The organism is Halopseudomonas xiamenensis, from assembly GCF_014219065.1.
GTDB classification, from domain to species: domain Bacteria; phylum Pseudomonadota; class Gammaproteobacteria; order Pseudomonadales; family Pseudomonadaceae; genus Halopseudomonas; species Halopseudomonas xiamenensis.
In genome coordinates this window covers 113,424-129,091 of the sequence record NZ_JACLGO010000008.1, presented here as the reverse complement: position 1 = coordinate 129,091, position 15,668 = coordinate 113,424, and the positions used below count along the sequence as shown (strand labels likewise).

Genomic DNA, 15,668 nt, shown 5'->3' with positions numbered 1-15,668 from the left:
CTCAGAGCGCAGCGGTGAAGTCGAGCATCCGTTGCAGCGGACGCACCGCCGCGGGGATCAACTGCTCCGGAACCAGGATTTCATTGGTGCCCTGCTCCAGGCTCTGCAGCAGACGCGGCAGGGTATTCATCGCCATCCACGGGCAGTTGGCGCAACTGCGGCAGGTGGCGCCGTCACCGGCGGTAGGCGCATCGATCAGACGACGGTCAGGCGCAGCCTGCTGCATCTTGTAGAAGATACCCTTGTCGGTCGCCACGATGAAGGTCGGATTCGGCAACTCCTGCGTGGCCCGGATCAACTGGCTGGTGGAACCGACCACATCGGCCAGCTCGACCACCGAGGCCGGTGACTCCGGGTGCACCAGGATCGCCGCTTCCGGATACACCGCCTTGAGATCCAGCAAAGCCTTGGCCTTGAACTCCTCATGCACGATGCAAGCGCCATCCCACAGCAGCATGTCGGCCCCGGTCTGCTTCTGGATATAACCGCCCAGGTGCTTGTCCGGCGCCCACAGGATCTTCTCGCCCTTGTCCATCAGACTCTCGACGATGGGCAGCGCGCAACTGGAGGTCACCACCCAATCGGCACGCGCCTTGACCGCCGCCGAGGTATTGGCATAGACCACCACGGTGCGATCCGGGTGCTGGTCGCAAAAGGCGGAAAACTCGTCGATCGGGCAACCGATATCCAGCGAGCAGGTGGCATCCAGCGTGGGCATCAGCACCCGCTTCTCGGGACTGAGGATCTTCGCGGTTTCACCCATGAAGCGTACGCCGGCCACCACCAGGGTGGTCGCCGGATGGTTCTTGCCGAAACGGGCCATTTCCAGGGAATCGGAAACGCAGCCGCCAGTCTCCTCTGCCAGCTCCTGCAGCAGCGGATCAGTGTAGTAGTGCGCAACCAGCACGGCATCGTGCGCCTTCAGCGCCGCCGCGATGCGAGCCTTGTAATCGGACTTCTCGGCATCGGTCAGCGGGGCAGGCTGCTTTGCGGCCAGATGGGCCTGCACCAGCAACCTTTCGGAAATCTGAGACATCTAACAACCCCTCCGGGAACAGAATGGCCACATCATACCACGACCGCCGACTTGTACCGATGCGCAAGGAAAAGCCCCGGCCAAGCCAACCGGAACTATCCCCGGCGCCCCCAGTCAAGAACTACAAGCCCCCAAGAAAAACAGGTGCCCCATGTTCACATACGTCCCCGGCCTGTTCTATGCGCCACGCAGCACCTGGCAGCGCATCCATGACAGCGTTGAACACAGCCCCTACGGCTTCATCCCGGTACTTCTGATCGGCTCGCTGATTCCCGCCCTGTGCGTCTACTATGGCAGCAGCGTGGCCGGCTGGGCGCTGTTCGGCTCGGAGAAGCGCCACTTCCTCAGCAGCACCAGTGCCTCCCTGCTGGCAGTCGCGGTCTGGCTGGCCTTTGTCACCAATGCCATCGTCATGGGCTATATCGTGCGTTGGGTACTGTTTCGCACACCGTTCCGCCCTTCCGCGCTGCATGGTATCGCCTTCGCCACCTTCCTCTCGGTGCCCTTCATGCTGGCCGGGCTGGCCGCCCTGTATCCCGAGCGCTGGCTGGTGCTGCTGGTACTGCCGATAGCAGCGGCGTTCTCCGCCCTGCAGCTGTATTTCGGCTTGCCGCACTTCATGCGTCTGCATCAGGACAAGGCCTACTTCTATGGTGCCTGCATCATCGGTGCCGGCATGCTGGCCATCGTCAGCATTGGCGTGTTCTACCTGGAAAGCTGGCGTGCGGTCTCCCCGCCCGGTGAATACCAGGGTATCGAGGAACAGCGCGACCAGCAGCGACTACCCTGACCGATCAGCCGGGCAATCACGCAGGAACAGCAGCAGATCGACCTCTTCCGGCTTGAGCCAGCGCCGCCGGCTCCGGCCGGCACTCCAGCGGATATTGCCGAGATCAGCATCCAGGAACGCCTCGATGATCGCCGGATGGATATAGCATTTGCGACATACCGCCGGCGTATTGCCCAACTGCCCGGCCACCTCCTTCACCACCTCGACCACCGCCTGCTTGCTCGGCGCCTGCCCCTCGGCCAGTCTGTCCCGCAGGCAGGCCAGCGCCAGCACACTGCCGGCCCAGGTGCGATAGTCCTTGGCGGTGAAGTCCGCCCCGGTCAGCTCCCGCAGGCAGGCATTGATATCCGATGAGCTGATCGCACACGGCTGACCATCATCGCCCAGATACTGGAACAGGTGCTGGCCTGGCAGCTCGCGGCAACGACGCAGGATCCTGGCCAGACGGGGGTGGCGCAGACTCACCTGCTGCTCTATACCGCTCTTGCCACGAAACTGGAAACGGATATTATCCCCGCGCACCTTCACATGACGGTTGCGCAAGGTAGTCAGGCCGTAGGATTTGTTGTGTCGGGTATATTCCGGATTACCGACCCGGATGCAGGTTTCATCCAGCAGCATGATCACTCCGGCAACCACCCGGTCGCGACTGAGGCTGCGGGCTCTCAAGCGCCGGTCCAACTCCCGACGCAAGCGCGGCAGCGCGTTGCCGAAAGCCAGCAGACGATCATACTTGGCGGTATCACGGATTTCCCGCCAGAGCGGGTGATAGCGGTATTGCTTGCGGCCCCGGTCATCGCGTCCGGTGGCCTGCAGGTGGCCCAATGGATCAGTGCAGATCCACACCTCACGGTAGGCCGGAGGAATGGCCAGCGAATCGAGACGGGCGATGATCTGGCGGTCGCCTATGCGCTGCCCCTTCTCATCGAAATAGACAGCTTTACCCTTGACGATGGTACGGCCGTAGCCTGGCGTATTGTCGGTGACGTAGTGAAGCGCCGGCGGGCAACTGGTGGCGGCCGCCACGGCAGCTGGCGCCGGCTTCATGTAGGCTATGCCGCGTCAGCTGCGGGCACGCTCGGCGTCGCGCAGCATCTTCACCTGGTCATGGTTGCGCAGCACGCCATCATACTGGCGCTGCACCACATCGCGGATATCGGCGGGCAATGTCTTTTCCAGCGCCTTGCGATAGCTCTTCTTGGCCACATCCTCGCCACGCTCGCACTCGTTGAGTATCGCCTCATCATTCTTGCCGGTAACCAGCGACTTGAGGTCTACCCAGCGGCGATGCAGGTCTCCGGCCACACTGGTGCTGTCCTCGGGGTCGCCGCCCAGGCGAATGACGATCGCCTGCAGCTCCTGAGCCGCCTGCGCGCACTCGGTGGAACGCTGGGTAAACAGGGTTTTCAATTCCGGCCGCTTGATGTCCTCGGCGCAAACGCGAAAGCCTTCCTCACCATCCTTGCAGGTTTCGATCAGGTCGTTCAGGGTGGAAATCACTTCTTTCGAATCGGTGCTCATGAAGTAGCTCCTACGGGTATTGCAAGTGAGTGGTAAACAAGGGACCGTAGCGCCGGAACGGTGGTTCAACCTAATTTCACCAGCAGCACACTGCACACCGGGCCGGCCGGCATCGAACGCATCGGGGCGCAAAGGTCATGACGGGAGCGGGAGGTATCAAACCAAAAACGAGCAGCCGAACAGAAGCTGCAACGATTCGACAGGAAAATACCGGGGTGTGCTTAAGCTTGTGAACAGGGCGGCCTGCCGGCCAGAATGCCGCATTTGCGGCAAGAGATGGTGGGTCGTGTAGGATTCGAACCTACGACCAATTGGTTAAAAGCCAACTGCTCTACCAACTGAGCTAACGACCCGTTGGATGCGCGATATCTTACTGATTTGAATAAGAAACTCAAGAAATTTTTTTATTTTTTTGCAGGCCGGTGCCGTTACTGCAAGGCATTCAGCTCACGCCGCGCCAGCTGGGCTGCGGACGCATCGGGGTGCTTGCTGAGGACTTCCTGATAAAGCTGTACAGCCTTGTCCCGGTTGCCCAGCCGCCGCTCCACTTCCGCGAGCTTGTACAGTGCGTCAGCCTCCTTGCGGTGTCCGGCATACTGGCTGATGACCTTGGCAAAAGCCTGCCCGGCGGAATCCAGGTCCGCCTGTACCAGATACACCTCGCCCAGCCAGTACTGGGCATTGCCGGCGTACTCGCTGTTGGGGTAACGCCGCAGAAAGGCATTGAAAGCCATTTCCGCCTTTTCGAAGTCCCTCGCCTTGACCTGGTCGAAGGCAGCTTCATACAGCAGTTTTTCCCGCGCCGGGTCGGCGGGCTGCTCGCCAGCCTGATCGGCACGCTCGCCATTGGGCGCTGGCGTTATCGGCGGCAGGCTGTGCTCGCCGGCAGATCCGTTCGGCCTGGTCGGCGCAGACGAACCTGTGGAAATCATGGAAAGTCGGCGATCAAGATCCTGATAGCGATCAAGCTGATCCTTTTCCAACTTCTTCAGTCGATGCTCCTGCTCTTCCAGCAGGCCGCGCAGCATGGAGACTTCCTGCTGCATCTGATACAGCTGTTGCATGAGCTGGCCTTCCATTGAAAGGCCAGCCGAGGAAGATCGGGTATCAGGCAGCGACTGGGCCTGCGCCTGCGGGTAGTTGCGGGCATTGTTGCCCGAACTGCCTTCCATTACCGGAACCTGAGCCAGTGCCGCAGCCGGCAATAGCAGACAACCCAGTACGAATCCCTGATACCCTTTCATGCGACCTCTTACTTACGCAGTTCTACGCGACGGTTCTGGGCCCAGGCTTCTTCGCTGGAACCAGTGGCGGCCGGCTTTTCCTCACCGTAGGAGATCAGCTCCAGTTGAGCAGGAGACACGCCCTGCAGAACCAGGTAACGCTGAACGGCAGCGGCACGACGCTCACCCAGAGCCATGTTGTACTCGCGAGTACCACGCTCGTCGGTGTGGCCTTCCAGCGCTACGCGGTTGCCTTGGGCCTTGAGGTCCTTGGAATGTACATCCAGGGCGCGCATGGCTTCAGGCTTCAGCTCGGAGCTGTCGAACTCGAAGTAGAAAGTGGTGATGGCGCGCAGGGCCGCTTCTTCGCTGCTGACACTGCTGCCAGAAGTGGAAGAAGTGGAGCTGCCATAGCCAGCGTTCGGGTCGACTGCACCTGTGCCAGCTGCATCACCGCCCTTGGAAGAACAACCAACCACAACGCCGAAAGCGACAACCAGTGCTGCAAACTTGCCGAACTTGATAACTTCCATCATAGACTCCTGATAAACCCCGTATGGTTTAGTATTGGTATACCCTATGGCAGGTATGGGGACCATGATGGTACGCGCAGGTCTGTGAACTTCGTCGGAATCTCCGACCGTGCACGACCATTGGTCGAAACCAGCATAAGTACACCCCGTCCCTGTTGACGGGTAGCGTAAATTAACATAGTGCCGTTAGGTGCGACAGTAGGCGACTCATCCAACGACGTTTCTGTTAAAACTTTCAGATTGCCCCTTTCCAGATCCTGAGTTGCAATATGAAAATTCCGGTAGCCATCCTGGCGATGGACCATGACCATGGTCCGCCCATCAACTGACAGTTTGGCATTGGCATTATAGTTGCCGACAAAGGTCAGGCGTTCTGTAGTGCCGCTATTCAAGTTCTGCTTGTATATCTGTGGCCGCCCCCCGCGATCGGAGGTGAACACCAGCGTATTGTTGTCCAGCCAGGTCGGCTCGGTATCAATCGCATAGTGGTTGGTTACCCGGCGCATCTGCTTGCTATCCATATCCATGACGTAAATTTCCGGGTTGCCGTCACGTGACAGGACAAATGCCAGGCGCTTTCCATCCGGTGACCAGGCCGGGGCACCGTTCAGACCCTCAAAACTGGTGATACGCTCACGCCGACCGGTCTGGATGTAATGCACGAAGATTTCCGGGCGTCGCGATTCGAACGAAACATAGGCGATACGCTGCCCATCCGGGGCGTAGGACGGCGTCAAGATCGGCTCCCGCGATTGCAACAGGGTAACCGTACGCGCACCATCGTAATCCGCACGCTGCAGAGTATAGCGGATATTGTCAGCGGAGAAACGCTCGGCAGCCACATACAGCAGCTTGGTGCTGAAGGCGCCCTTGATACCGGTGATATGCTCGAACACCTCGTCGCTGACCCGGTGGGCCATATCGCGCAATTGGTTCTGGGTGCCGCTGACAGTGCGTGACAGCAGAACCTGTTCCCGCGCCACATTGTACAGGTGGTATTGCACCTGATAGCCCTCGGCGCTGCCGGTTACCTGCCCGGCCAGCACATACTCCACACCCAGCATCTTCCAGTCCCGCGGGAATATCTCCTCGGCGCGGGTGGGATGGCTGAGCATGTTTTCCCGGGCAAAGGGCTGGAACATGCCGGAGTTGCGCAGATCATTGCCGGTGATTTCAGCCAGGTCCTCGGCCAGCGGGGTACTGCCCTGCCAGCCGAAGGGGACTACCGCAATAGGCGTGGCCCGGTCGCTGCCCCGGGTGATTTCGATGGCCTCCTGGGCCAGGGCGACCTGAGCCAGCAGCAGCATGGCAGCACATGTCAGCCAGTACTTCATTGTGTTCATCAAAATGCCAAATCCTCTGGTTTGAAGCGCAAGGTACGCTGTCTGTACAAACGATCGAAGGTTGCCGGACTTTCCCTGGACAGCTGTTGCATTTCCGGAATGCGACCCACATTCCGTACCGCCTGCAGTGCCGACTGGTCAAAACCGGCGTCACCACTGGAGCGCAGGATGACCGCATCGGTGATATCACCCGATGGCAGCATGCTGATGCGTACTTCGACGACCATGCCATTACGCGCGGTAGGCGGACGTCGCCATTGCTCGCTGACGTAACGGCGGATAACGTCATCATAGCTGGCGGCCACTTCATCACCCACCTGGTCGGCCTGTGCCCGCTGGTACTGTGTCTCGCTGGCCAGCAGGTCGGCCAGCGCCTTGGCCTTGGCTTCCTCCTGCTCGCGCTTGAGCCGGGCCACACGATCGGCCTCCGCCTTCTTGGCCGCCTCATCGGCCTTGCGCTTCTCTTCCGCTGCGCGGCGCCTGGCTTCCTCTTCCTTGCGTTTAGCCTCTTCCTCGGCCGCCTTGCGCTTGGCTGCTTCCTCGGCGGCCTTCTTCGCCGCCTCTTCTTCAGCCAGCTTCTTCGCTGCGTCAGCCTTGCGCTTGGCCTCCTCCGCCTTCTGCCTTTCGACCTGCTCAGCCTGCCGACGTTCCTCAGCTGCCTTGTCTTCCGCTGCCTTGGCCGCGGCTGTGGCTGCGGCGGCCTGGCGCTCCTGCTCGGCGGCAGCACGGCGCGCCGCCTCCTGCTCCTGTTGCTGCTTCTCCTGCTGGCGCTGCAACTCCTCGGCCTCATGCCGCTGGGCCGCGGTACGCTCGGCTTCGCCGGCGATCTTCTGATCGGTCTGGGTGGTTGCCGGGCTCTTCGAGTTCAGCTGTACCAGAGTGGCTTGCACGATCGGCTTGGCCGGCTCGAACTGCGGCGCCGTGCTGAATGACACGAACAGCAGGAGCAGCACCAGCAGGTGCAGCCCCAGCGCTTTGATCACCGGCGCGGTGAGACGATCCTGGCGCGATTCCGGCATAGGCTTGTTCTTCACGGGGCCTCGGTGATCAGGCCGACGTTGGGCACGCCCGCCTGCTGCAGAGAGGCCATGGCGGTAACCACGACGCCATAGTTCACATCGCGGTCACCACGGATGTACACCAGGGTATCCGGGCGGGCACGCATGATCTTGGTCACGCCGTCGGTCATCTGCTCCAGGGACACGGCGGTATCGCTCTGGTTCTCGGTATCCACCGTTTCGCCCAGGTTCCAGTAATAGGTGCCGTCGGCCAGCACCGACAGTGTCAGCACCTGCTGGTTAGAATCCGACGGCAGTACCTCGCTGGCAACCTGCGGCAGGTCGACCTTCACGCCCTGGTTGAGCATCGGCGCGGTCACCATGAAAATCACCAGCAACACCAGCATCACGTCGATATAGGGGACGACGTTCATCTCCGCTACTGGCTTGCGCTTCGGACGTCTGCCTCTGGCTTGCATGCTCACTCCCCTTCGCTGGCGTGCACGCGGCGATGCAGGATGCTGGAGAATTCGTCGGCGAAGGTATAGTAATGACCGATCAGCGTCTCCGAGCGGGCCGAGAAGCGGTTATAGGCGATAACGGCGGGAATCGCAGCGAACAGACCGATCGCGGTGGCGATCAGCGCCTCGGCAATCCCCGGTGCGACGGTGGCCAGGGTGGCCTGTTGCACGGTAGCCAGCCCGCGGAAGGAGTTCATGATCCCCCAAACGGTACCGAACAGGCCGATATAGGGGCTGGTGGAGCCGACGGTAGCGAGGAACGGCAAATGCTGATCGAGCTTTTCCTCTTCCCGCGAGATCGCCACCCGCATGGCACGCTGTACCGCCTCCATCACTGCCTCCGGTTCCATTCCCGGTTGCTGGCGCATACGCGAGAATTCCTTGAAGCCGGCGCGGAATATCTGCTCCAGGCCGGAATCCGGGTCGGGGTTGCCAGTCACCTGGCGGTACAGTTTGGACAGGTCGATACCGGACCAGAAGCGATCCTCGAAATCATCCAGGGTTTTCTTCGCCGCACGGATAACCGCGCTGCGCTGGAAAATCAGCACCCAGGAGGCGACGGACGCCGCCAGCAGCGTCAGCATGACCAGCTGCACCAGAACACTGGCACCGCTTATCAGGTGCCACATCGACATTTGATCAGCTTGCACTCTTTGCCACTCCTTGCTCTTGCTTCTCTTGGCGACCCTGCATCAGCGCGAAGGCGCTGCTCAGGTCCGCTGGAATAATTCTGGGCTTGTAACGATCGGCACTGACACAGGCCACCAGTACTTCCCCCTCACACAACAACACACCGTCTGCCCGTCGCACCTGCTGAGCGAAGCGGACACTCGCGCGCTTGAGTTCCAAGACAGCGGCACTCACCACAAGTTCATCGTCCAGGCGCGCCGGCGCGTGGTAACGAGCGCTTACCGAATGGACGACAAAGATGATGTTTTCGCGTTGCAGCGCGCTCTGATCAAACCCCAGGGAACGAACCAGCTCGGTGCGGGCACGCTCCATGAACTTCAGATAATTGACGTAATAGACAATGCCGCCGGCATCGGTATCCTCGAAGTAGACTCGGGCCTTCAGCGCGAATGGCTGCCCTGGAATGTCAGCCGGCATAATGTAGAGCCAAGTTGGTGGTTTGCATAGCGGGAGTAGCCTCCAAATTGAAAATATTTTTGACTGAGGCGACGCTGCCAGCGGCCCGGGTCACGGGCTGAACAGATCGCCGGCCTGCTGCGCCATGTTCGCCGGCAGATTCAGGCCAAAATGCAGATAAGCATGCCGGGTGACCACGCGGCCACGCGGCGTGCGCATGATGAAGCCCTGCTGGATCAGGAACGGCTCCAACACATCCTCGATGGTATGGCGCTCCTCGCTGATCGCCGCAGCCAGGCTGTCGACACCCACCGGGCCACCATCGAACTTGTCGATCATCGCCAGCAGCAGGCGGCGGTCCATATGATCGAAGCCCTGGGCATCCACATCCAGCAGGTCCAGCGCCTTGTCGGCGATCTCCTGGCTGATACTGCCCTGCCCGCGCACCTCGGCATAGTCACGCACCCGGCGCAGCAGGCGGTTGGCGATCCGTGGCGTACCACGGGAGCGGCGGGCGATCTCGAAGGCGCCCTCAGGCTGGATTTTCAGCCCGAGGATACCGGCGGAGCGGGAGACGATGGTGGCCAGGTCCTCGGTACCGTAGAACTCCAGGCGCTGGACGATACCGAAACGATCACGCAGCGGGTTGGTCAGCATGCCGGCACGGGTGGTGGCACCGACCAGGGTAAACGGGGGCAGGTCGAGCTTGATCGAACGCGCGGCCGGGCCTTCGCCGATCATGATATCGAGCTGGTAGTCCTCCATCGCCGGGTAGAGAATTTCCTCCACCACCGGCGACAGTCGGTGAATCTCATCGACAAACAGCACATCGCCGGCTTCCAGGCTGGTCAGCATCGCCGCCAGGTCCCCTGCCCGCTCCAGCACCGGCCCCGAGGTGCTCTTGATCTTCACGCCCATTTCCTGGGCGATGATGTTGGCCAATGTGGTCTTGCCCAGGCCGGGCGGGCCGAAGATCAGCACATGGTCCAGCGCCTCGCTGCGCCCCCTGGCCGCCGCCATGAACAGCTCCATCTGCTCGCGCACTGCAGGCTGGCCGATATAGTCGGCCAGACGATACGGGCGAATGGCCCGATCAATGATTTCTTCCTGCTGCCGGGGCGCGGCGGCAATCAAACGATCTTCTTCCAGCATGGGGCTTCCGTGGTGCTTCGGTTGATGGGTGACCAATGGGGGAATTAAACCATGCCCTTGAGGGCACGGCGAATCAACTCTTCACTGCCGAGCCCGTCTTCCTTGATCGCGGCCACGGCGCGACTGGCCTCCTGCGGCTTGTAGCCCAGGGCGATCAGCGCGCTGACCGCATCGGCTGTAGCGGAGCTGGCGGCCGGTGCGGCACTGCCCGCAGCTATCGGCACAGTCACCCCGGGCAGCGTTTCCCAGGCCTTGAACTTGCCCTTGAGTTCGACCAGCAACCGCTCGGCGGTTTTTTTGCCGACCCCCGGCACGCGCGTCAGCGCACTGGTATCCTCGGCGTGCACGGCACTGATAAGCTCGTCCACTTCCAGCCCGGACATCAACGCCAGGGCCAGCTTCGGCCCCACACCATTGAGCCGGATCAGTTCGCGGAACAGCTCGCGATCACGCTTCTCAGCGAAGCCATACAGCAGTTGGGCATCCTCACGCACCACCAGATGGGTATGCAGGGTGGTTTTCTCCCCCACTGCCGGCAAGCGGTAGAAGGTGCTCATGGGCGCGTCCACCTCGTAGCCCACGCCATTCACATCCAGCAGGATGTGCGGCGGTTGTTTTTCCAGCAGAATTCCGCTGAGTCGACCTATCATCTCGTTCGCTCCCTAACGTCGCCGCATGCGGCCGCTGCGCAACCCGATCAATGCCCCTGCACCCACCTGCTCCTTGAGCCCGCTGGAATGGGTATGGCACAAGGCGATGGCCAGGGCATCGGCGGCATCGGCCTGGGGCGTGCCGGACAATCCCAGCAGTTGGGTGACCATGTGTTGTACCTGGACCTTGTCCGCCGCCCCGGTGCCCACCACCGCCTGCTTTACCTGACGAGCGGTATATTCATGCACCTGCAGCCCCGCGTGCACGGCAGCGACAATCGCCGCGCCGCGGGCCTGACCCAGCTTGAGGGCAGAGTCGGGGTTGCGCGCCATGAATACCTGCTCGATGCTCAGCACCTGCGGCTGGTAGTTGCCGATCAGCTCACTGAGATTGTCGAAGATCTGCTTCAGCCGCTCCGGAAACGGCCCATCGCCCAGCCGGATGCAACCGGAGGTGACGTACTCACAGCCATGGCGGCCCTCCCGGACAATGCCGAAGCCGGTGATACGTGAGCCTGGATCTATACCGAGAATCAGCGCCATAGTTTCAATTGTCCTGTGCCTGACATGCAAAAGGGAGGCACCGCCTCCCTTTTACCGAGTGCGTCGAAAGGGCCGGTCACTCCATCTGTGCCAGCACGTCATCCGGGATATCGGCATTGGAATAGACGTTCTGCACGTCATCCAGATCTTCCAGCATGTCGACCAAGCGTATCACCTTCTGGGCGGTCTCCAGGTCCAGGGCCGTGGTGGTCGAGGGAATCATGCTGATTTCCGCCGCCTCGCTGGGAAAACCGGCCGCTTCCAGGGCGTCCTTGACCGTGCCGAAATCCTCGAAGGCGGTAAACACATCGAAAGAGCCGTCTTCGTTACCGACCACATCCTCGGCGCCTGCTTCCAACGCGGCTTCCATCAGGGCATCCTCATCAACGCCCGGCGCATAGCTGATCTGCCCCCGACGGGTGAACAGATAGGCCACCGAGCCATCGGTACCCAGATTGCCACCACATTTGCTGAAGGCATGGCGCACTTCGCTGACGGTGCGATTGCGGTTGTCGGTCATCACCTCGACCAGTACCGCCACACCACCGGAGCCGTAACCCTCGTAGGTCAGCTCTTCCATGTTGTCGGCATCGTTGCTGCCGGCACCGCGGGCGATGGCCCGGTCGATGGTATCGCGGGTCATGTTGGCGGTCAGCGCCTTGTCCACCGCTGCACGCAGCCGCGGATTGTCCGCCGGCACCGGGCCGCCGAGCTTGGCAGCGACCGTCAGTTCACGGATCAGCTTGGTGAAGATCTTGCCCCGCTTGGCGTCCTGGGCCGCCTTGCGATGCTTGATATTGGCCCATTTGGAATGACCAGCCATAGAAACCTCCTGACAACAATCATCTTCTACTGCAACATCTGCGCCCTGGCCTGGATTGCCACGTCGGCGATGCCGACTCGCAATGACGGTGAGTGATAAGGCCCCGTCGCTGCCCGCCCAACCTCACTCTCCATAGCCCCACCTCTCGTCATTGCGAGGGCCGCAGGCCCGCGGCAATCCATGGGCCTGCCGGCAGCGCCTTATTCGACCTTCGGCTGCTCACGCAGGCGAATGTTCAGCTCACGCAACGCCTTGGCATCCACCGCACCCGGCGCCTGGGTCATGACGCAGGCCGCGCTCTGGGTTTTCGGGAAGGCGATGACTTCACGGATGGACTGCGCGCCGGTCACCAGCATCACCAGGCGATCCAGACCAAAGGCCAGGCCACCGTGCGGCGGCGCACCGTACTTCAGCGCATCGAGCAGGAAGCCGAACTTCTCCTGCTGCTCCTCGGCGCTGATGCCGAGGATATCGAATACCGTCTGCTGCATTTCCTTGCGGTGGATACGGATCGAGCCGCCACCCAGCTCGGTACCATTGAGCACCATGTCGTAGGCGCGCGACAGCGCGGCACCGGGGTTGGCCTGCAGCTCTTCCGGGGTGCACTTGGGCGCGGTGAACGGATGGTGTAGCGCACTGAGACTACCGTCGTCGTTTTCCTCGAACATCGGGAAGTCGACCACCCACAGCGGCGCCCATTCACAGGTCAGCAACTCCAGGTCATGGCCCAGCCTGATGCGCAGGGCACCCAGCGCCTCGGAGACGATCTTCGCCTTGTCCGCACCGAAGAACACGATATCGCCATCCACCGCGCCGACGCGGTCGAGGATGATCTCGAGGTTGGCCTCGGGAATGAACTTGACGATCGGCGACTGCAGGCCTTCGACACCCTTGGCGCGCTCGTTGACCTTGATATAGGCCAGGCCCTTGGCACCATAGATACCGACGAACTTGGTGTAGTCGTCGATCTGCTTGCGCGGCATGGCGGCGCCACCGGGTACCCGCAGTGCGGCCACGCGGCCCTTGGGATCGCTGGCCGGGCCACTGAACACCTTGAAGTCGACCTCAGTCAGTTGATCGGCGACATCCACCAGTTCCAGCGGGTTGCGCAGGTCCGGCTTGTCCGAGCCATAGCGGCGCATGGCCTCTTCGAAACTCATGTGCGGGAAGTCGCCCAGCTCCACATCCAGCACTTCCTTGAACAGACCGCGGATCATGCCTTCGGTCAGCCCCATGATGTCCTGCTCATCGAGGAAACTGGTCTCGATATCGATCTGGGTGAATTCCGGCTGGCGGTCGGCACGCAGGTCTTCGTCACGGAAGCACTTGGCGATCTGGTAGTAGCGGTCGAAGCCGGAGACCATCAGCAACTGCTTGAACAGCTGCGGCGACTGCGGCAGGGCGAAGAAGCTGCCGGGATGGGTGCGGCTGGGTACCAGGTAGTCACGGGCACCCTCGGGGGTGGCACGGGTCAGGATCGGCGTTTCCACGTCGAGGAAGCCATTGTCGTCCAGGTAGCGGCGGATGCTGCTGGTGATCCGCGAACGCAGCTTCAGTTTGGCGGCCATCTCCGGGCGACGCAGGTCGATGAAGCGATAGCGCAGGCGGGTTTCCTCGCCGACATCGGAATACTCGTCCAGCGGGAACGGCGGGGTCTCGGCCTGGTTCAGCACTTCCAGCTCGTAACCCAGCACCTCGATCGCACCGGAGGCCATGTTCGGGTTGACCGCACCAGCCGGGCGCAGGCGCACCTTGCCACGCACCTTGACCACGTACTCGCTGCGCACCCGGTCGGCCAGGGCGAAGGTCTCTTCGCGATCCGGGTCGAACACCACCTGGGCCAGACCCTCACGGTCACGAATATCGAGGAAGATCACCCCACCATGGTCGCGGCGGCGGTGGACCCAGCCGCAGAGTGTAACTTCCTGGTCCGCCAGTGTTTCGTTCAACTGGCCGCAATAGTGGGTACGCATCATGAGTGTGGAATCCTGTTGTCGACAGAGCAGCTGCGTCCTGGCCAATCGCCTTGGCCCATCCGTCAGCGCGGATAGATAAAAGCGCCATAATATACCCGAAGTGACCACCGGCAGGCGAGCATTGCCAGCGCAATGCCACGCCCAGCGCAAAGACGCCCATAGACAACCACAATGCCGGTGATTGGCAAACAGGGCTTGAGCCCGGCCGGGCACGGCATATACTGGATGGACATTTTCGCTTCGATCGTGGAGACAGACATGAAGATTGATATCGGTATCAGCCAGAAGGATCGCGAACAAATTGCCAAGGGCCTGTCCCTGCTGCTGGCGGATACCTATACCCTGTACCTGAAGACCCACAACTTCCACTGGAACGTCAAGGGCCCGATGTTCCAGACCCTGCATACCATGTTCGAGACCCAGTACAACGAGCTGGCACTGGCCGTCGACGATATTGCCGAGCGCATCCGCACCCTGGGTTTCCCCGCTCCGGGCACCTACAAGGCCTTCGCCGAGCTGAGCTCGATCAAGGAAGAGGAAGGCGTGCCGGATGCTACCGACATGATCCGCCTGCTGGTCGAGGGCCAGGAAGCCTGTGCCCGCACCGCTCGCGAAGCCTTCCCGGCCTGCGAGAAAGCCAGTGACGAGCCCAGCGCCGACTTGCTGACCCAGCGCATGCAGGCCCATGAAAAGACCGCCTGGATGCTGCGCAGCCTGCTGGAAAAGTAAGACCCTGCGGGGCGGATGATCATCCGCCCCCTCCCTTTCTGCCATCCTCTTTGTGACGGCAACGATTTCGGGTTAGAGTGCGCTCCCGGTCGTCGCACAAGCACGCCGGAATCACGTCAAAGATACCGTTGCAACAGGATGAATCGCTTTGAATAGTATCCGTTATCTTCATTTGGTCATTGGTCTTGCAGCCTTGCTGTGCGGCCTGTATTTCAGCATCCCCTTCTTCACCCAGAACGGCCTCCTCGATCTATCGGCAATCACCGCCATGCTGTTGGGATTGGTCAACATCCAGCAGTTCAGCAACAACTTCGCCAGCCGCTCCGGAGTACGCAGCGCCCTGGCCATGCTCGGCTCGCTGCTCCTACTGGTAGGCGCCCTGACACCCCTGGCCGTCCTGCTGGTCAGCCCCATGGCCGGCCCGTTGCTGACAGTAGCGGTTGGTATCAGCATCGCCGGCGTTTGCCTGTTTGCCGTACTTACCCTCACCAGCATGCTGTCCCGCCCGGGCGGCAGTCGCCACCTCGGCAGCAGCCCGCGGGAAACGGGCACGGTCAAGTGGTTCAACACCAGCAAGGGCTTCGGCTTCATCTCCCGGGATCAGGGTGAAGATGTATTCGTGCACTTTCGCGCCATCCGTGGCGAGGGCCATCGTGTGCTGGAAGAAGGCCAGCGCGTGGAGTTCGTCGTCGCGCGCCGCGAGAAAGGCCTGCAGGCCGAGGACGTCGAACCCCTCGACTGAAC

At 61.5% G+C, this 15,668-nt stretch carries 18 protein-coding genes and 1 tRNA gene; 3 read left to right on the top strand and 16 right to left on the bottom strand.

Going from position 1 to position 15,668, the window contains the following annotated elements:
- Window position 1: 1 nt before the first annotated feature.
- A complete protein-coding gene (gene nadA, locus H6X51_RS07555; RefSeq protein ID WP_185266924.1) occupies window positions 2-1,036 on the bottom strand; it encodes a quinolinate synthase NadA in 1,035 nt (344 codons plus the stop codon).
- Between the two features lie 151 nt (window positions 1,037-1,187).
- On the opposite strand from nadA, the gene H6X51_RS07550 reads away from it, so the two are divergent.
- Window positions 1,188-1,826 carry a Yip1 family protein gene (locus tag H6X51_RS07550; protein ID WP_185266923.1) on the top strand — a complete coding sequence of 213 codons (639 nt, stop codon included), beginning with the start codon at window positions 1,188-1,190 and terminating at the stop codon, window positions 1,824-1,826.
- On the opposite strand, the gene H6X51_RS07545 is transcribed toward H6X51_RS07550, so the two are convergent.
- The 15 genes from H6X51_RS07545 to aspS all read right to left on the bottom strand — a co-directional run bounded on the left by H6X51_RS07545 (window position 1,818) and on the right by aspS (window position 14,195).
- Window positions 1,818-2,873 carry a DNA topoisomerase IB gene (locus H6X51_RS07545; RefSeq protein WP_185266922.1) on the bottom strand — a complete coding sequence of 352 codons (1,056 nt, stop codon included), beginning with the start codon at window positions 2,871-2,873 and terminating at the stop codon, window positions 1,818-1,820. The two genes, H6X51_RS07550 and H6X51_RS07545, sit on opposite strands and share 9 nt — an antisense overlap.
- 15 nt (window positions 2,874-2,888) lie before the next feature.
- Window positions 2,889-3,347 carry a ferritin-like domain-containing protein gene (locus H6X51_RS07540; protein ID WP_185266921.1) on the bottom strand — a complete coding sequence of 153 codons (459 nt, stop codon included), beginning with the start codon at window positions 3,345-3,347 and terminating at the stop codon, window positions 2,889-2,891.
- A gap of 277 nt (window positions 3,348-3,624) precedes the next feature.
- Window positions 3,625-3,700, bottom strand: a tRNA-Lys gene (locus H6X51_RS07535).
- Between the two features lie 75 nt (window positions 3,701-3,775).
- Window positions 3,776-4,591 (bottom strand): tol-pal system protein YbgF, encoded by an 816-nt coding sequence (ybgF, locus tag H6X51_RS07530; protein ID WP_185266920.1) that lies wholly within the window; start codon window positions 4,589-4,591, stop codon window positions 3,776-3,778.
- Window positions 4,592-4,599: 8 nt separating this feature from the next.
- A complete protein-coding gene (gene pal, locus H6X51_RS07525) occupies window positions 4,600-5,103 on the bottom strand; it encodes a peptidoglycan-associated lipoprotein Pal (RefSeq protein WP_185266919.1) in 504 nt (167 codons plus the stop codon).
- 44 nt (window positions 5,104-5,147) lie between these two features.
- Entirely contained in the window at window positions 5,148-6,446 is a 1,299-nt protein-coding gene (gene tolB, locus H6X51_RS07520; RefSeq protein WP_185266918.1) for a Tol-Pal system beta propeller repeat protein TolB, read from the bottom strand.
- Window positions 6,446-7,465, bottom strand: a complete 1,020-nt coding sequence (tolA, locus tag H6X51_RS07515) for a cell envelope integrity protein TolA (RefSeq protein WP_185266975.1) — start codon at window positions 7,463-7,465, stop codon at window positions 6,446-6,448. The genes tolB and tolA overlap by 1 nt, the downstream gene beginning before the upstream one ends.
- A gap of 11 nt (window positions 7,466-7,476) precedes the next feature.
- A complete protein-coding gene (gene tolR, locus H6X51_RS07510) occupies window positions 7,477-7,923 on the bottom strand; it encodes a protein TolR (protein ID WP_185266917.1) in 447 nt (148 codons plus the stop codon).
- 2 nt (window positions 7,924-7,925) lie between these two features.
- Window positions 7,926-8,600: a protein TolQ gene (tolQ, locus tag H6X51_RS07505; protein WP_185266974.1), complete on the bottom strand. Its 675-nt coding sequence runs from the start codon at window positions 8,598-8,600 to the stop codon at window positions 7,926-7,928.
- 4 nt (window positions 8,601-8,604) lie between these two features.
- A complete protein-coding gene (gene ybgC, locus H6X51_RS07500) occupies window positions 8,605-9,072 on the bottom strand; it encodes a tol-pal system-associated acyl-CoA thioesterase (protein ID WP_185266916.1) in 468 nt (155 codons plus the stop codon).
- A 90-nt stretch (window positions 9,073-9,162) separates the two neighbouring features.
- Complete coding sequence (ruvB, locus tag H6X51_RS07495; protein WP_185266915.1) at window positions 9,163-10,203, bottom strand: Holliday junction branch migration DNA helicase RuvB; 1,041 nt, start codon at window positions 10,201-10,203, stop codon at window positions 9,163-9,165.
- A 44-nt stretch (window positions 10,204-10,247) separates the two neighbouring features.
- Complete coding sequence (ruvA, locus tag H6X51_RS07490; protein ID WP_185266914.1) at window positions 10,248-10,853, bottom strand: Holliday junction branch migration protein RuvA; 606 nt, start codon at window positions 10,851-10,853, stop codon at window positions 10,248-10,250.
- Between the two features lie 12 nt (window positions 10,854-10,865).
- Window positions 10,866-11,396 (bottom strand): crossover junction endodeoxyribonuclease RuvC, encoded by a 531-nt coding sequence (ruvC, locus tag H6X51_RS07485; RefSeq protein WP_185266913.1) that lies wholly within the window; start codon window positions 11,394-11,396, stop codon window positions 10,866-10,868.
- Window positions 11,397-11,472: 76 nt separating this feature from the next.
- The gene (locus H6X51_RS07480; RefSeq protein WP_185266912.1) at window positions 11,473-12,219 is read right to left on the bottom strand and encodes a YebC/PmpR family DNA-binding transcriptional regulator; all 747 of its coding nucleotides are present in this window, start codon (window positions 12,217-12,219) and stop codon (window positions 11,473-11,475) included.
- 200 nt (window positions 12,220-12,419) lie between these two features.
- Window positions 12,420-14,195, bottom strand: a complete 1,776-nt coding sequence (gene aspS, locus H6X51_RS07475) for an aspartate--tRNA ligase (protein WP_185266911.1) — start codon at window positions 14,193-14,195, stop codon at window positions 12,420-12,422.
- Between the two features lie 258 nt (window positions 14,196-14,453).
- Here aspS and H6X51_RS07470 point away from each other — a divergent pair, with 258 nt between their 5' ends.
- Both H6X51_RS07470 and H6X51_RS20315 read left to right on the top strand, forming a co-directional pair.
- Window positions 14,454-14,924 carry a Dps family protein gene (locus H6X51_RS07470; protein WP_185266910.1) on the top strand — a complete coding sequence of 157 codons (471 nt, stop codon included), beginning with the start codon at window positions 14,454-14,456 and terminating at the stop codon, window positions 14,922-14,924.
- A 148-nt stretch (window positions 14,925-15,072) separates the two neighbouring features.
- Entirely contained in the window at window positions 15,073-15,666 is a 594-nt protein-coding gene (locus H6X51_RS20315) for a cold-shock protein (RefSeq protein WP_328795632.1), read from the top strand.
- The last annotated feature ends 2 nt before the right edge of the window (window positions 15,667-15,668 follow it).